Origin of the sequence: Sphingobium subterraneum, from assembly GCF_014199435.1 — a bacterium.
GTDB lineage: Bacteria > Pseudomonadota > Alphaproteobacteria > Sphingomonadales > Sphingomonadaceae > Sphingobium > Sphingobium subterraneum.
Map to the genome: position 1 here is coordinate 1334660 of NZ_JACIJP010000001.1, position 16092 is coordinate 1350751.

At 62.4% G+C, this 16092-nt stretch carries 17 protein-coding genes and 1 tRNA gene; 16 read left to right on the forward strand and 2 right to left on the reverse strand.

What is annotated here, in order from left to right; genetic code table 11:
* Positions 1-57 precede the first annotated feature (57 nt).
* A tRNA-Val gene (locus FHS92_RS06440) sits at positions 58-132 on the forward strand.
* Positions 133-193: 61 nt separating this feature from the next.
* Here the strand turns inward: FHS92_RS06440 and thiS are convergent.
* Positions 194-1192 (reverse strand): sulfur carrier protein ThiS, encoded by a 999-nt coding sequence (thiS, locus tag FHS92_RS06445; protein ID WP_184078526.1) that lies wholly within the window; start codon positions 1190-1192, stop codon positions 194-196.
* Between the two features lie 157 nt (positions 1193-1349).
* Here thiS and aroQ point away from each other — a divergent pair, with 157 nt between their 5' ends.
* The 8 genes from aroQ (at position 1350) to FHS92_RS06485 (ending at position 6480) form a co-directional block, all read left to right on the forward strand.
* Complete coding sequence (aroQ, locus tag FHS92_RS06450; protein ID WP_184078528.1) at positions 1350-1790, forward strand: type II 3-dehydroquinate dehydratase; 441 nt, start codon at positions 1350-1352, stop codon at positions 1788-1790.
* A 93-nt stretch (positions 1791-1883) separates the two neighbouring features.
* Positions 1884-2363: an acetyl-CoA carboxylase biotin carboxyl carrier protein gene (accB, locus tag FHS92_RS06455; protein WP_184078530.1), complete on the forward strand. Its 480-nt coding sequence runs from the start codon at positions 1884-1886 to the stop codon at positions 2361-2363.
* Positions 2364-2372: 9 nt separating this feature from the next.
* Positions 2373-3728, forward strand: coding sequence for an acetyl-CoA carboxylase biotin carboxylase subunit (gene accC, locus FHS92_RS06460; protein ID WP_184078532.1), 1356 nt, complete (start codon positions 2373-2375; stop codon positions 3726-3728).
* An 83-nt stretch (positions 3729-3811) separates the two neighbouring features.
* Complete coding sequence (locus FHS92_RS06465) at positions 3812-4153, forward strand: ArsR/SmtB family transcription factor (protein WP_184078534.1); 342 nt, start codon at positions 3812-3814, stop codon at positions 4151-4153.
* On the forward strand, positions 4143-4649 hold the full coding sequence (locus FHS92_RS06470; protein WP_184078536.1) for an arsenate reductase ArsC: 507 nt from the start codon (positions 4143-4145) through the stop codon (positions 4647-4649). The genes FHS92_RS06465 and FHS92_RS06470 overlap by 11 nt, the downstream gene beginning before the upstream one ends.
* On the forward strand, positions 4646-5287 hold the full coding sequence (locus FHS92_RS06475; RefSeq protein WP_184078538.1) for an aquaporin: 642 nt from the start codon (positions 4646-4648) through the stop codon (positions 5285-5287). Before FHS92_RS06470 ends, FHS92_RS06475 begins: the two co-directional genes overlap by 4 nt.
* Positions 5284-5634 carry an arsenate reductase (glutaredoxin) gene (gene arsC / locus FHS92_RS06480; RefSeq protein WP_184078540.1) on the forward strand — a complete coding sequence of 117 codons (351 nt, stop codon included), beginning with the start codon at positions 5284-5286 and terminating at the stop codon, positions 5632-5634. The genes FHS92_RS06475 and arsC overlap by 4 nt, the downstream gene beginning before the upstream one ends.
* A gap of 96 nt (positions 5635-5730) precedes the next feature.
* Positions 5731-6480: a ParA family protein gene (locus FHS92_RS06485; protein ID WP_184078541.1), complete on the forward strand. Its 750-nt coding sequence runs from the start codon at positions 5731-5733 to the stop codon at positions 6478-6480.
* 16 nt (positions 6481-6496) lie between these two features.
* On the opposite strand, the gene ada is transcribed toward FHS92_RS06485, so the two are convergent.
* Positions 6497-7540: a bifunctional DNA-binding transcriptional regulator/O6-methylguanine-DNA methyltransferase Ada gene (gene ada, locus FHS92_RS06490; protein ID WP_184078543.1), complete on the reverse strand. Its 1044-nt coding sequence runs from the start codon at positions 7538-7540 to the stop codon at positions 6497-6499.
* 111 nt (positions 7541-7651) lie between these two features.
* On the opposite strand from ada, the gene FHS92_RS06495 reads away from it, so the two are divergent.
* The 7 genes from FHS92_RS06495 to FHS92_RS06525 all read left to right on the forward strand — a co-directional run bounded on the left by FHS92_RS06495 (position 7652) and on the right by FHS92_RS06525 (position 15906).
* Positions 7652-9199, forward strand: coding sequence for a S1C family serine protease (locus tag FHS92_RS06495; protein ID WP_184078545.1), 1548 nt, complete (start codon positions 7652-7654; stop codon positions 9197-9199).
* Between the two features lie 149 nt (positions 9200-9348).
* Positions 9349-9903, forward strand: coding sequence for a F0F1 ATP synthase subunit delta (locus tag FHS92_RS06500; RefSeq protein ID WP_184078547.1), 555 nt, complete (start codon positions 9349-9351; stop codon positions 9901-9903).
* 31 nt (positions 9904-9934) lie between these two features.
* Positions 9935-11464: a F0F1 ATP synthase subunit alpha gene (gene atpA / locus FHS92_RS06505; RefSeq protein ID WP_184078549.1), complete on the forward strand. Its 1530-nt coding sequence runs from the start codon at positions 9935-9937 to the stop codon at positions 11462-11464.
* 99 nt (positions 11465-11563) lie between these two features.
* Complete coding sequence (locus FHS92_RS06510) at positions 11564-12439, forward strand: F0F1 ATP synthase subunit gamma (RefSeq protein ID WP_184078551.1); 876 nt, start codon at positions 11564-11566, stop codon at positions 12437-12439.
* Between the two features lie 27 nt (positions 12440-12466).
* Complete coding sequence (gene atpD / locus FHS92_RS06515) at positions 12467-13912, forward strand: F0F1 ATP synthase subunit beta (RefSeq protein WP_184078553.1); 1446 nt, start codon at positions 12467-12469, stop codon at positions 13910-13912.
* 107 nt (positions 13913-14019) lie between these two features.
* A complete protein-coding gene (locus FHS92_RS06520) occupies positions 14020-14274 on the forward strand; it encodes an ATP synthase F1 subunit epsilon (RefSeq protein ID WP_184078555.1) in 255 nt (84 codons plus the stop codon).
* 81 nt (positions 14275-14355) lie between these two features.
* On the forward strand, positions 14356-15906 hold the full coding sequence (locus FHS92_RS06525) for a hypothetical protein (RefSeq protein WP_246351781.1): 1551 nt from the start codon (positions 14356-14358) through the stop codon (positions 15904-15906).
* Positions 15907-16092: the final 186 nt, after the last annotated feature.

The following is a 16092-nucleotide window of genomic DNA, read 5'->3' on the forward strand; positions in this document are numbered from 1 at the left end:
TTAGCGCATATCCACGCTTGCACAAACAATCACGGCTCGCTAACAGCACCACTCCGTGGGCGTGTAGCTCAGTGGTAGAGCACTGTGTTGACATCGCAGGGGTCGCAAGTTCAATCCTTGCCACGCCCACCATTAAAACCCCGTCGGTCGCTGACCCACGGGGTTTTTTGATGCGCGCTTGAAGGGCAGGCTTCTAGATCAGCCCGGCCAGAGGACTGGACGGGTCCGCGTACATCCGCCGCCCCATGCGCCCGGCGCGATAGGACATGCGCCCGGCCTCCACCGCGGCCTTCATCGCCGCTGCCATCAACACCGGGTCTTTTGCCTCGGCAATGGCGGTATTCATGAGGACGCCTGTGCAACCGAGCTCCATCGCGACAGCGGCGTCGGACGCGGTCCCCACCCCTGCATCAACCAGCACCGGAAGGCTCGTCCCCTCGACAATCAGGCGGATTGTGACGCGGTTCTGGATGCCCAGCCCGGACCCGATCGGTGCGCCCAGCGGCATGATCGCGACCGCGCCTGCATCCTCCAGCCGTTTCGCCGCGATGGGATCATCGACGCAATAGACCATCGGCTTGAAGCCTTCTTTCGCGAGCACTTCGGTCGCTCGTAGCGTCTCGACCATGTCGGGATAGAGGGTCCGCGCCTCGCCCAGTACCTCGAGCTTCACCAGATCCCAGCCGCCCGCCTCGCGCGCGAGCCGCAGCGTCCGGATCGCTTCCTCACCGGTGAAGCAGCCTGCGGTGTTGGGAAGATAGGTGATCTTTTTCGGGTCGATATAGTCGGTCAGCATCGGCGCCTTCGGGTCCGACACGTTGACGCGCCGTACAGCGACGGTGACAATCTGCGCACCGGAAGCGGCCACGGCGGCGGCGTTCTGCTCGAAATCCTTGTACTTGCCCGTGCCGACGATCAGGCGGGACGTGAAAGTCTTTTCCGCGACGGTCCAGCTGTCCTCACCCGACGAAACATCGCCGCCGCCCACAAAATGCACGATTTCCAGCTCGTCCCCATCGGCTATCACCACCTCCGCCAGCGTCGAGCGCGGCACGACCAACAGGTTGCGTTCGACCGCCACCTTTTCCGGGGCCAGCCCGAGATCGTTAGCAAGATCCGCCAGCGTCATGCCCTGCCGGATGCGGCGATGTTCGCCGTTGACCACAATCGAAATCGTACCGTCGACGCTCACGTCCAGACCCCTATCGCAGCGGGAGAGAAAATCGCATCTCGACTTCGCGGGACACGAAAGGCTAGAAACCCACATCGCGGATTGCACGGGCTTCGTCCGGGCATATAGGGGCTGTTGCCCCCGTCCCGCAACAGGGCAGGCGCATCAGGGAGCTATTATGACCGAGAGCCGCAAGATATTCGTGCTAAACGGCCCCAATCTCAACCTGTTGGGATCGCGCGAGCCGGACATCTACGGCTATGACACGCTCGACGACATTGCCGAACGGATGGAGGATGCAGCGGAACGCGCGCACGTCGCGATCGAATTTCGCCAGACCAACCATGAAGGGCATCTGATCGACTGGCTGCACGAAGCGCAGGCCGAGGGCGCGCACGCTGTCATCCTCAACCCCGGCGGGTTCACGCACACATCCGTCGCGTTGCACGACGCAATCAAGTCGATCACGATGCCGGTGATCGAGGTCCACCTTTCCAATCCCCACAAGCGGGAAGAATTTCGCCACAAAAGCTACGTCGGGATGGCCGCACATGGCACCGTCGCTGGCTTCGGCGCGTTATCCTATATGCTGGCGCTCGAAGCGGCGCTGGAACTCTGACCCGCTGAGTTGCCGGTTGCGCTTCGCGGTAAACCGCAATAGGCGCGGACCGACTTAACCATTTCCATACGCCAATCACCATTGAGGGGCACAATGAACGACAAAAGCGAAAAGCACGACAAGGGCGCAATGCAGATCGACGTCAATCTGGTGCGCGAGCTGGCGGACATGCTGGACAGCACAAACCTGACCGAAATCGAGGTAGAGGATGGCGATCGCAAGATCCGCGTCGCGCGCAAGGTTCACGCCGCCGCCGCGCCCGCTCCGGTCTTTGCGGCTGCTCCGGCGCCCGCAGCGGCTCCTGCCCCCGCCGCTGCGCCAACTGCTCCGACCACCCACACGAACGCGGTAAAGTCGCCCATGGTCGGAACTGCCTATCTCGCCGCAGAGCCGGGCGCGGCGCATTTCATCAGCGTCGGCGCGAACGTGAAGGCGGGCGACACCCTTGTCATCGTCGAGGCGATGAAGGTGATGAACCCGATTGCCGCGCCCACTGCCGGGACCGTCAAGGCAATCCTGGTCGAGAACGGCCAGCCGGTCGAGTTCGACCAGCCCCTCGTCGTGATCGAGTAAGCTTAGCCCATGTCGATTGAAAAGCTGCTGATCGCCAACCGCGGCGAAATCGCCCTGCGCATCCACCGCGCGTGCCATGAAATGGGCATCAAGACGGTGGCGGTCCATTCCACCGCCGACGCCGACGCCATGCATGTGCGCCTGGCCGACGAAGCGATCTGCATCGGGCCTCCGGCGGCGCGCGACAGCTATCTCAACATCGCCAACATCATCTCGGCGGCAGAGATTTCCGGCGCCGACGCGATCCACCCCGGCTATGGCTTCCTGTCGGAAAACGCGCAGTTCGCCGAGATCGTCGAGGCGCACGGCATCATCTTCGTCGGCCCCAAGCCCGAGCATATCCGCATCATGGGCGACAAGGTGGAGGCGAAGCGCACTGCGGGCGCGCTCGGCCTGCCGCTGGTGCCCGGATCGGACGGCGCGATCAGCGATCTTGCCGAAGCCAAGACCATCGCGGCGCAGATCGGCTATCCGGTGCTCATCAAGGCGGCCTCGGGCGGCGGCGGGCGCGGCATGAAGGTCGTGCCGGACGAAAGCCAGCTCGAAACACTCATGAGCCAGGCGGGCAGCGAGGCGAAGGCCGCGTTCGGCGACGCCACCGTCTACATGGAAAAATATCTCGGCAATCCGCGCCACATCGAATTTCAGGTGTTCGGCAACGGCGAAGGCAATGCCATCCACCTGGGCGAGCGTGACTGCTCGCTCCAGCGCCGCCACCAGAAGGTGCTGGAGGAGGCGCCCTCCCCCGTGATCTCGTCTGCGGAGCGCGATCGCATGGGCGGCGTCGTCGCCAAGGCGATGGCCGACATGGGCTATCGCGGCGCAGGGACGATCGAGTTCCTTTACGAGAATGGCGAGTTCTATTTCATCGAGATGAACACCCGGCTCCAGGTCGAGCATCCCGTCACCGAAATGATTACTGGCGTCGATCTGGTCCGCGAACAGATCCGTATTGCGGAAGGCCGTCCGCTCTCCGTGACGCAAGAGGATCTGCGCTTCACCGGCCATGCGATCGAGTGCCGTATCAATGCCGAAGACCCGCAGACCTTCGCGCCGTCGCCCGGCACGGTCACGAGCTATCACGTCCCCGGCGGGATGCATGTGCGCGTCGACAGCGGCCTGTATCAAGGCTACAAGGTGCCGCCCTATTACGACAGCATGATCGGCAAGCTGATCGTCTATGGCCGCACGCGTGAAGGGTGCATCATGCGCCTCAAGCGCGCGCTGGAGGAATATGTGATCGAGGGGATGAAGACCACGATCCCGCTCCACCAGAAGCTGCTGCGCGATCCGGAATTCCAGAACGGCGACTATACGATCAAGTGGCTGGAAGAGTGGTTGGCGCGAGACGAGAGCGCTAACTAGCCCTTTTGGCTTCACCCCCAAAGGTTGATATTTGGGAACGCAAGGCCTTGCATGGCGTATCATATTTCGATATTTGGCGAAATATGGAATCGATAGCTGTCGTTAACGCCCTTTCCGCCCTCGCTCATGCTACACGCCTGGAAGTATTCCGTTGCCTTGTCCGGGCGGGCGAGGGCGGGCTGGCGGCCGGAGACCTCGCGCAGCGGCTCGACGTCAGCCCATCGACCCTCTCGCATCATCTGGCGCAGCTGGAACACGCCCACATCGTCACCGCAACGCGGCAGTCGCGGCATATATTCTACGCCGTGAATTTCGCACAGGTGCGCGGCTTGCTCGGCTATCTGATCGAAGATTGCTGCGAGGGCGCGCCTGCCCTGTGCGGTTTCACGCGAATTACGACGGGGGAGTCCTGCCATGCCGACTGAAGGAAAATTCAACGTGCTGTTCCTGTGCACCGGAAATTCGGCGCGCAGCATATTGGCGGAAGCCATTCTTGAGCGGGAAGGACTGGGCAAGTTTCAGGCCTACAGCGCCGGAAGCATGCCCAAAGGTGCGGTGCATCCGGTAGCGCTCAGCGTCCTCCAGAGCCTGAACCATGATGTGAGCGGATTTCGCTCCAAAAGCTGGGACGAATTTGCCGCCCCCGGCGCACCGAAGATGGATTTCGTGTTCACCGTCTGTGACAATGCCGCCAACGAGGTCTGCCCGATCTGGCCAGGCCAACCGATGACGGCGCATTGGGGTATGCCCGATCCAGCCGCGGTCGAAGGAAGTGATGCGGAGGTGCATGCGGCGTTCTATGACACATACCGTATGCTCAGGAACCGGATCAGCATTTTCGTATCGCTGCCCTTCGAAGCACTGGAAGGCCAGTCGTTGCAAGCCAAGCTCCACGACATCGGCAAGAGCAGCACAGAATGAAGCGCATCATCGTTGCGGAAGCTTTGGGCACCGCCATCCTTGTCGCCACTGTGATCGGATCCGGCATCATGGCCGAGCGTCTGGCAGGCGGAAATGTCGCGGTGGCCCTGATCGGTAACACGGCGGCAACGGGCGCGGTGCTGTATGTGCTGATCTCCCTGCTGTTGCCGATCAGCGGCGCGCAGTTCAATCCGGCCGTCACACTCCTGCTCGAAAAGCGCCACAGCAAGGCAGCGATCATCCTGGCACAGGTCGCGGGAGCGATTGCGGGGGCCATCGTCGCCCACGCGATGTTCGGCGAACCACTGCTGGCGGCCAGCACGCATGCGCGCGCCACCGCCGGCGAATGGCTGGGGGAGGCGGTAGCGACCTTCGGCCTCATCCTCACCATCCGGTTGGGCGCCACATACCGCCCCGATGCCTTGCCCGCATTGGTGGCAAGCTGGATCGTCGCGGGGTACTGGTTCACATCATCGACCAGCTTCGCCAATCCGGCAGTTACGCTCGCGCGGACCCTGACGGACAGCTTCTCGGGCATCCGCCCGATCGATGCGCCCGCATTCATTGCCATGCAGTTGATCGGCGCCGTGCTCGGCAATACAGTTTCGGTCTGGCTGACAAAGGACAAGACGGCATGAAGGCGACCATCTGGCACAACCCGAATTGCGGCACATCGCGCAAGACGCTGGCGATCCTTGAGGAAACGCCTGGCGTGGACGTGACCGTGATCGAGTATCTCAAGACCCCGCCGAGCCGCGACCAGCTCAAAGCGCTCTACGCCAAGGCGGGTATCACGCCGCGCGAGGGCATGCGTCTGATGGGTACGCCCGCCGAGGAGCTCGGCCTGACCGATCCTGCCGTCAGCGACGATGCGATTCTGGATGCGATGATGGACCATCCCATCCTGATCCAGCGGCCTTTGGTCCAAACCGACAAGGGCGTCGCGCTGTGCCGCCCGCAGGACAAAGTCCGCGACCTGCTCTGAATCGGGACAGCTTTCACCCATCCTCTGTCATCAAACTGACTTGTCGGGTCGTTAGCCGCTTGCCCGAAGGGTGCGAGGAGGGTTAGCCTGCTCGCCATGAACAAAGGCGACGCATTGGCGACCATCGCGGTCTACAGCCTGAAGGGCGGGGTCGGCAAAACCACTTTTGCTGTCAACCTTGCCTGGGCAGCCGTGCGCAACAGCAGCCGCCGGACCCTGCTGTGGGATCTGGATCCGCAGGCGGCGGCGACATGGATGCTTTCCGCCGACAAGAGCGGGCGGGACGAGGCGCAGGCGATTTTCAGCAAGGATATCGATGTCCGCACCCTGATCCGCCCCAGCACGGTTCCCGGCATCGACCTGATCGCCGCCGATACCTCGCTACGCGGCCTCGACCGGCTGTTTTTCGATCTCGGCAAGAAGAAGCGGCTCGCGCGCCTGATTGAGGGGCTGGAAAAGGATTATGACCGCATCATCCTCGACTGTCCGCCCGGCCTTACCGAAACTAGCGAGCAGGTATTGCGCGCCGCCGATGTGATCGTCGTGCCGGTCATCCCCTCCCCCCTGTCGCAGCGGGCGCTCGGCGAAGTCGCACGCTACCTGATGCAGCGCGGTGGATCACACCCGCCCATCCTGCCCGTCTATTCGATGGTCGATCGCCGCCGCAGCCTGCACCGGAGCGCCATGGAGGAAAATCCCACCTGGCCGGTCGTGCCGATGGCGAGCGCTGTCGAACAGATGGCGTCGCGCCGCAAGCCGATCGGCGAGTTCGCCCCCTCCAGCCCCGCCGCCCAGCAATTTGCAAAGCTGTGGCAGGCGATCGAGAAGAAACTGGCGAAACGGTAGCCAGTCCCGAAACCCGTTACCGATCGGCATGGCCCTTCTCCCGCGCCAGCAACTGCTCCTTGCGCGCGAGACCATAGGCATAGCCGCCCAGCCCACCGTTACTCCGCAGCACCCGGTGGCAGGGGATCAGCACCGCCAGATGGTTAACCCCGCACGCCGTTCCCGCCGCGCGCACCGCGCCGGGGCGTCCGACCATCGCCGCGATCTCGCTGTAGGTGCGGGTCTCGCCGGGGGGGATCGCGCGCAGGGCCGTCCACACGGCCTGCTGAAACGCCGTGCCCTGCACATCGACAGGGAGGTCGGCAGCGCGCGCCGGGTCATCGACCAGCGCAACCACATCGCGCACCAGCTGCGCGAAACCGGCATCACCTGGCCCGATATCCGCCAGCGGAAATTTGGCGCGCAGGTCCGGCTCACCCTCGTCGAAACTGATGCGGCACAGGCCCTTGGCCGTCGCCGCGACGAGCATCGGGCCGAGACTGCTGTCTACTACGGCGAAGCGGATCGTCACGCCGCGTCCGCCCTTCGCCCAGGCACCGGGACTCATCCCCAGATGCGCGTTGGCGGCATCATAGGCCCGGCTCGGGGCGGAATAGCCGGCATCGTAAATGGCGTCTGTCACGGGTCCGTCTCCTTCCAAAGCCATCGCCAGCCGTCCGGCGCGCAGAGCCCGCGCATGCTTAGCGGGCGTTGTTCCGGTGGCGCGGCGGAACAGCCGGTGAAAATGATGCGGCGCATAACCCACTTCTGCGGCCAGCCGGTCGAGCGGCCATGCCTCCTCCCCCGCCATCAGTTCCAGCGCACGCTCCACCGCCACCCGGTCGCGCGTAGTTGCATCGGGCGTGCAGCGCAGGCAGGCGCGAAAGCCTGCTGCCCGTGCCTCTTCCCCGTTCCGGTAAAAGGCTACATTTTCTCGCTTGGGCAAACGCGCCGGGCAACCCGGGCGGCAATAGATACCGGTCGTGCGTACCGCCATGACAAAACACCCGTCCTGCGACCGGTCGCGCTGTGCAAAAGCGGCCCATGCCGCGTCTTCATCGATGGAGGGGTGATCCGTCATGCCCTCCCTTTAGCGCAACGCCGCGTGCGACGCTTCCCGGAACTTGCGTTCAAAGTCGCACCCGTCGTTTCCCGGTTTACCTGCTGGGGCGGCTGACATACACATCGCGGCATGACGCTGATCGCCCGCATCCTTGCCGCACTCACCTTGATCTTCGCTATCCCGGCGTCCGCGGAACAGCAGGACGTCGCTGCCACCGTACGCAGCGTCGTGCGTGTGGTGCTGATCGCGAGTAATGGCAATGACAGCTATTTCGTCGGTCATGGCAGCGGCTTTGCCGTCGCGCCCGACAAGGTTCTGACCAATGCGCATGTGGTCGAGCTGTTGCGTACCGAACCCAATCTCTCGCTCGGTATCATCCCTTCGGAGGGAAAGAAGAGCTACGGCGGCAAGGTCATTGCCTTCTCGCCGGGGAACGATCTGGCGCTGATCCAGCTGACCTCGGGCAATCTGCCGGTATCGTCCTTCTTTGCAGGCGCCGTGACCGACGGGCAGCATGTCACCGCCATCGGCTATCCCGGCGTGGTCGACCGCGCACAAGGGCTGAGCCTGAGCGAGATGATTGCACCTGTCAGCCCGGTCAAGACGAGCGGCAATGTCTCGACCGGCCGTTCCTCGCACAGCTTCGATACGTTGCTGCACACCGCCCCCATGGCGCAGGGCAACAGCGGCGGACCGCTGGTGGACGATTGCGGGCGGGTGCTCGGCGTCAACAGCTTCGGATCGCAGGGCGAGAGCGATGCCGATGCGGAATTCGGCTTTGCGGTCTCCAACCGCGAAATCGGTTCCTTCCTGCGCCAAGCGAGCGTGCAGTTCCAGCGCACCACGGTCCCCTGCCGCTCCATCGCCGAGCTGGACGCGCTGGAAGCGCAACGCGCGCAGGACGAGCTCGAAAAGCAGGACGCGCAGGATGCCGCTCTCCGCGCCCAGCGTGATCAGGCCATGCAGAATGCGCGGCAGGAAGCCCAGCAGGACATCATTTCCGGCCGAGAGAACGCCATTGCGGTCGCCGCCGTGCTCCTTGCCTTCGGGGTACTTGCCGTGGGTGCGGCCGGGCTGTTCCACACGCAGGGCAAGACCAAGACCCGCAATCAGGCGGGAGCCGTCGGCGCGGTCCTGCTGCTGGGTGCGGGCGCAGCCTTCTTCTTGCGCCCATCCTTTTCTGGCATCGACGATCGTATCGCCCTGCCCGCCAACATGACCGAAGCGGCCGTCGGCGACGGCGCAACCTATGACGGCGTGGGTGATAATCTCTGCCGCATCGACGAAAGCCGCAGCCGCATCACGGTATCGGACACTCAGGACGTGCCGATCCGCTGGACGGAGAAGGGCTGCGCCAACGGCAGCGCACAGTATATTGAGGATAACGAGGGGTGGACCCGTATCCTGGTTCCCGCAAACGATGCCACCATTTCGATCAACCGCTTCGATCCGAAAACCGGCGGGTTCCGCACCGACCGTTATCTCGCCGATGCGACAACGATGGACAAGGCGCGGGCATTGCGCGCGAAATTCGGAGCGGGCCAATGCACCCGGGATCCCGAGCAGCTCACCAAGCAGGCACAGTCCCAGGCTGAAATTCGCGCTGTCCTGCCATCTCAGCCTAATGAACGACTGGTCTATCGGTGCACGAAGGGCGCCCTGCCCCCTGCGCAATGACGCGCCCGCGCCGCCCGGTGCAAAATGAATCCCCGCGCCATCTTGCATCGCAGCGCACCCCCTGCTAACCGGCCCGCAACGATCGGGGGTGGGCTTCTATCCCTCGTCTTTTTGCACACCTCGCAAGCGAACCGGAGGATATAAGGCGCGTGGAGAATTCCGGCGGTATTCAGGCCAGCCTCAGCGGGCGCTATGCGCTAGCGCTGTTCGAACTGGCCCGCGATACGAAAACACTCGATTCGGTGGCGGAAAGCCTCACCGCGCTGAAAGCGGCATTGGCCGAATCGGATGATTTCCGTAACCTCACCACCAGCCCCGTCATCGGTCGCGAGACCGCGACCAAGGCTGTCGCAGCGCTTGCGGCGTCCATGGGGCTGGACACGCTGACCGGCAACTTCCTCGGTGTGCTCGCACAGGCCCGCCGCCTGTCGCAGCTTCCCGCCGTGATCCGCGGGTTCGAAACCCTGCTGTCGAATCACAAGGGCGAAACCCGCGCCGAAGTGACCTCCGCCCATCCGCTGGGCAAGACGCAGGTGACCGCGCTGCAAAAGAGCCTCCGCACCCGGGTCGGCCGCGACGTCGCGGTGGACCTCAAGGTCGACCCCGCGATTCTCGGTGGACTGGTCGTCAAGATCGGCAGCCAGATGATCGACTCCTCCATCCGCACCCGTTTGAACACTCTTGCCCACGCAATGAAGGGCTGAAGACCCGCAAGGGTCCGATGAAAGGCTGAACATGGATATCAACGCCGCAGAAATCTCGAAGGTCATCAAGGACCAGATCGCCAATTTCGGCACGGAAGCTCAGGTGTCGGAAGTCGGCACCGTGCTGAGCGTCGGTGACGGCATCGCCCGCATCCACGGGCTCGACAATGTCCAGGCCGGTGAAATGGTCGAGTTCGCCAACGGTGTGAAGGGCATGGCCCTCAACCTCGAAGCCGACAACGTGGGCGTCGTGATCTTCGGCTCGGACAGCGAGATCAAGGAAGGCGACACCGTCAAGCGCACCGGCACCATCGTGGACGTGCCGGTCGGCAAGGGCCTGCTGGGCCGCGTGGTCGATGGTCTGGGCAACCCCATCGACGGCAAGGGTCCGATCGTCGCCGAAGCCCGCATGCGCGTGGAAAAGAAAGCGCCGGGCATCATCCCGCGCACCTCAGTCCATGAGCCCGTGCAGACCGGCCTGAAGGCCATTGACGCGCTCGTCCCCGTCGGCCGTGGCCAGCGCGAACTGATCATCGGCGATCGCCAGACCGGCAAGACCGCCGTCGCCATCGACACCTTCATCAACCAAAAGGGTCCGAACGCGGGCGATGACGAGAGCAAGAAGCTCTATTGCATCTACGTCGCGGTCGGCCAGAAGCGCTCGACGGTTGCGCAGATCGTGCGCCAGCTCGAAGAAAACGGCGCGATGGAATATTCCATCGTCGTGGCCGCGACCGCTTCGGAGCCCGCTCCGCTGCAATATCTGGCGCCCTACACCGGCGTGACGATGGGCGAATATTTCCGCGACAACGGCATGCACGCCGTGATCGTGTATGACGACCTTTCCAAGCAGGCCGTGGCCTATCGCCAGATGTCACTGCTGCTGCGTCGTCCTCCGGGTCGCGAAGCCTATCCGGGCGACGTGTTCTATCTCCACAGCCGTCTGCTGGAACGCGCCGCGAAGATGAACAAGGAAAATGGCTCGGGCTCGCTGACCGCCCTGCCGATCATCGAAACGCAGGCAGGCGACGTGTCCGCCTATATTCCGACCAACGTGATTTCGATCACCGACGGCCAGATCTTCCTTGAAACCAACCTGTTCTATCAGGGCATCCGTCCCGCCATTAACGTGGGTCTTTCGGTGTCGCGCGTGGGTTCTGCTGCGCAGACGAAGGCCATGAAGAAGGTGTCCGGCTCGATTAAGCTGGAGCTGGCGCAGTATCGCGAAATGGCGGCCTTCGCGCAGTTCGGTTCGGACCTCGACGCCTCGACGCAGAAGCTGCTCAACCGCGGTGCGCGCCTGACCGAGCTGCTCAAGCAGCCGCAGTTCTCGCCCCTGCCGTTCGAAGAACAGACCGCGTCGATCTTCGCGGGCACCAACGGCTATCTCGACAGCATCCCGGTCAGCGACGTGAACCGTTACGAGGAAGCGATGCTCGCCTATTTGCGCGCCGATCACGCCGATGTCCTCACTGCGATCCGCGACAGCAAGGATCTGGGCGACGAGCCCAAGGCCAAGCTGAAGGCCGCGCTCGACAGCTTCGGCAAGACGTTCGCGTAACACAACGTCATCCCAGCGAAGGCTGGGATCTCCGGCGACGTGGCACACCCCCGCCCGAGATCCTGACCTTCGTCAGGATGACGGACTTAAAGGTTAGACATGGCTAGTTTGAAAGAACTCAAAGGGCGGATCACCTCGGTCAAATCGACCCAGAAGATCACCAAGGCCAAGCAGATGGTCGCCGCCGCGAAGCTGCGCAAGGCGCAGGCCGCTGCTGAAGCCGCGCGCCCTTATGGCCAGCGCCTGGAGGCGGTCGTCGCCAGCCTCGCCAGCAAAATCACTGTCAGCACCTCCTCGCCCAAGCTGCTCGCCGGTACGGGCAAGGACGATACGCACCTGCTGATCGTCGCGAACTCGGATCGCGGCCTTGCGGGCGCGTTCAACGCAAACATCGTGAAAGCCGCCGTCCTCACCGCACGTGCGCTGATTGCGCAGGGCAAGACGGTCAAGTTTTACCTTATCGGCCGCAAGGGCCGTGCGGTCATCAGCCGCAACTTCCCGAATATGATCGTCGGTCATTACGACACGACGGGGACCAAGGATGTGAGCTTCGCGCAGGCACAAGCAATCGCCGAGGACGTCTCCGCCCGCTTCGAGGCTGGCGAATTCGACGTCGCCCACCTCTTCTTCAGCACGTTCAAGTCTGCGCTCGCGCAGATTCCGACCGAAACGCAGCTGATCCCGGTCGCAGTATCGGCGGGCAGCCCGGTGTCGTCCGGCGCCGCTGTCGAATATGAACCCGACGAGGAATCGATCCTCGCCGATCTGCTGCCGCGCAACGTCGCGATCCAGATCTTCAAGGCGCTGCTGGAAAACAGCGCGTCGGAACAGGGCGCATCGATGACCGCGATGGACAACGCCACGCGCAACGCGGGCGACCTGATCAACAAGCTGACCATCGAATATAACCGCAGCCGTCAGGCCGCGATCACCACCGAACTCGTTGAAATCATTTCGGGCGCGGAAGCGCTCTAAGAGACTAGCAGGCAAGGAAGCGAAGTCATGGCAACCACCAATATCACAGGCCGCATCAGCCAGGTCATCGGCGCCGTCGTCGACGTGACCTTCCCTGACCAGCTGCCGTCGATCCTCTCGGCGCTCGAAACCAGCAACAATGGCCAGCGCCTTGTTCTGGAAGTTGCGCAGCATCTGGGCGAAAACACCGTCCGCACCATCGCGATGGACTCGACCGAAGGTCTGACCCGCGGTCAAGAAGTGACCGACACCGGCGCGCAGATTTCCGTGCCCGTCGGCCCCGCGACGCTGGGACGCATCCTCAACGTCGTCGGTGAGCCGATTGACGAGCGCGGCCCGGTCGGCACCGACCTGCGCGCGCCGATCCACGCGAAGGCGCCGGAATTCGTCGACCAGTCGACCGAAACCTCCATTCTCGTCACCGGCATCAAGGTCATCGACCTGCTCGCCCCCTACGCAAAGGGCGGCAAGATCGGCTTGTTCGGCGGCGCGGGCGTGGGCAAGACCGTGCTCATCCAGGAACTGATCAACAACATCGCTAAGGGCCATGGCGGCACCTCGGTGTTCGCGGGCGTGGGTGAACGGACCCGTGAGGGTAACGACCTTTATCACGAATTCCTGGACGCGGGCGTTATCGCCAAGGACGCCGACGGCAACCCGACCCCCGAGGGTTCGAAGGTGGCCCTCGTGTTCGGCCAGATGAACGAACCCCCGGGCGCCCGCGCACGCGTCGCCCTTTCCGGCCTCACCATTGCGGAATATTTCCGCGATCAGGAAGGCCAGGACGTGCTGTTCTTCGTCGACAACATTTTCCGCTTCACGCAGGCGGGTTCGGAAGTGTCGGCGCTGCTCGGCCGTATTCCTTCGGCCGTGGGCTATCAGCCGACCCTGTCGACCGACATGGGCGCACTGCAGGAACGCATCACCTCGACCAACAAGGGTTCGATCACCTCGGTGCAGGCGATCTACGTTCCTGCGGACGACTTGACCGACCCGGCACCGGCAACGTCCTTCGCTCACTTGGACGCGACGACCGTGCTTAACCGCGCGATTTCGGAACTCGGCATCTATCCGGCGGTCGACCCGCTCGACTCCACCAGCCGCGTTCTCTCCCCCGCCGTTGTCGGTCAGGAGCATTACGAAACCGCCCGTGCGGTTCAGGAAACGCTGCAGAAGTATAAGTCGCTGCAGGACATCATCGCCATTCTCGGTATGGATGAACTGTCCGAAGAGGACAAGCTGACCGTCGCCCGCGCGCGCAAGATCCAGCGCTTCCTCAGCCAGCCGTTCCACGTCGCGGAAGTCTTCACCGGCATCGCGGGCAAGTTCGTGCAGATCGAGGACACCGTGAAGAGCTTCAAGGCGGTCGTCGACGGCGAATATGACCACCTGCCCGAAAGCGCCTTCTACATGGTCGGCGGCATCGATGAAGCCGTCGAAAAGGGCAAGAAGCTGGCAGCCGAAGCGGCTTAAACGAATACATGCCCCGTGAGGGGCACCTTATGAGCCCCTCCCCTTCATGGGAGGGGTTGGGGTGGGGCAGCGGATCGACGTCGCTCTTCCTTCCGGAGATCTGAGACATGGCACTGCATTTCGAACTCGTAACCCCGGAAAAGCTGGTCCGCAGCGAAGACGTCTATATGGTCGTCGTGCCCGGCACCGAAGGCGACTTTGGCGTGCTCGAGGGCCACGCCCCCTTCATGTCCACCGTCCGCGATGGCGCGATCCAGGTCTTCGCCACCCCTAACGCCGAACCGGTCAACATCCCGGTTGTCGGCGGCTTTGCGGAAGTGAATGAAAAGGGTTTGACGGTCCTGGCTGAACGGGCGGGTTAAGCATTAGTCCGGTCGGTTCTTTAAGACCTAAGCGACGATATTAACTCGATCTTCGGATGTGGTGGTATTAATCCAGTCCACATGGGTGCGGGATTATCAAAAGACGACAGGGCGGGTGGGCTGAGGCAGCTGCGGCGCTATAGCGGCATTTCTTCCCTGAGCGTTTCCTCCTCGTTTATTTTGGTCTTCATGACTGCCTGGTTGGGAATTTCCCAACTGCTTTTGTTGCGTTTTCTCGGGATTATCTCCGTCGAAAATGGGCTCGTGGGCGCCGGTCTGCTTATCGGACTGTGCTGGGGCATAGTCCGGTCGATGCGAAGCGTGGCTGGTCCAATCCGATTGCCGACCATATTATGGTGTTTCGGCTTCAGCCTCGTCTTGTTTGCACTGGGTGGCGAAGGTCGGCTGTTCTATGCTAACGTCGATTGGCAGGTTCGCGACGCAGTTCTCCGCGACATGGCCATTAATCCGTGGCCCTTTGTCTATACTGCACGCGGTTTCCCCGACGTATTACGCGCCCCCATCGGTATGTTTTTTTTGCCTGCGCTGGCATACAAGCAGTGGGGTGCTGGAGCCGCCGATTGGGCTCTCTTGCTGCAAAATGCGCTGCTTTTGACTGCCATACTTTCCTTGGGGTCCACTCTTTTTGCGACGGGCAAGCAGAAAGGGGTCGCACTGGTTATCCTCGTTTTCTTTAGCGGACTTGACCTTGTCGGGCAGTGGCTTCTCCACCGGGAACTGGTGGACCATCTCGAAAGCTGGTCAAAACTGGAATATTCTTCCACTGTCACTTTGGCTTTTTGGGTGCCGCAACACGCGCTTGCGGGATGGACCGTTGCCGTCCTTTTTCTGTTGTGGCGTGCTGGCAAACTGCCCCCTGCTCCATTCCTTACCTTGCTACCCTTGACAGCGATCTGGTCGCCATTTGCCTTGATAGGCAGCATGCCCTTTGCGATTTATGTGGCCGCGTCGACCTTACGGCGTCACCGATTAACCGGTCTTGACTTTACGCTGCCCGTACTCAGCACGATGTTAGCAGCTCCATCATTGCTGTATCTGTCCGCGGCGGGCGATGCCGTGGGCATACGGGCCTTCCCTGTGGGCATCGCCCGTTTCATCGCGATTCAGATGATTGAAACCATTCCCTATCTGGCGCCCCTCATCGCTCTAACCCGGCTGCGGGGAGCTGACCGATGGGGAGCGGCTACTCTGGGTATTGTAACCGTGTGGCTGTTTGTTGCGCCTTTTATACAAATCGGTTGGTCGATCGATTTTATGATGCGCGCGACAATCCCGGCCTTCGCAATTCTCGCTGTCATGGTCGCCGATGCCATTATGGACCAAGAGAGTCCACGCCAACCCGCTGCCTGGCTGATCGTGGCCTTGGTGATAGGCAGCGTGACCGCATTGATGGAAATTCGTAGCGCCGTTCTCAACCCCGTTTCGCCGAGGGTGAGTTGCACATTCTTCAAGGCGTGGGAACAGACGTTTTCCAATTATCGGAAGGATTCCTACCTCGCGCCGCTATCAAAAATGCCCGCGATTATTGCTCCTCCGGCACCCTATCACGTTTCATCAAAAGAGCCGACACGATGCTGGAACGGCTTGTGGGTGCACCCAACCGGGGTTTGATCAAGCCGATAGGACCGCGTAAAGTGACAACCCGGCCGGAAATTTAATAACGTCCAGCAAATGACGCTCTAGAGCGAAGATGGACCGCAAGGCGCTATTAAGCAATGCTGGCGGCCTAGCGTCCAGCCCAAGGCTGCTCCGCGATAGTTGGTGGGCGATGCGCTGGGCAATCGCCATGGGATAAAG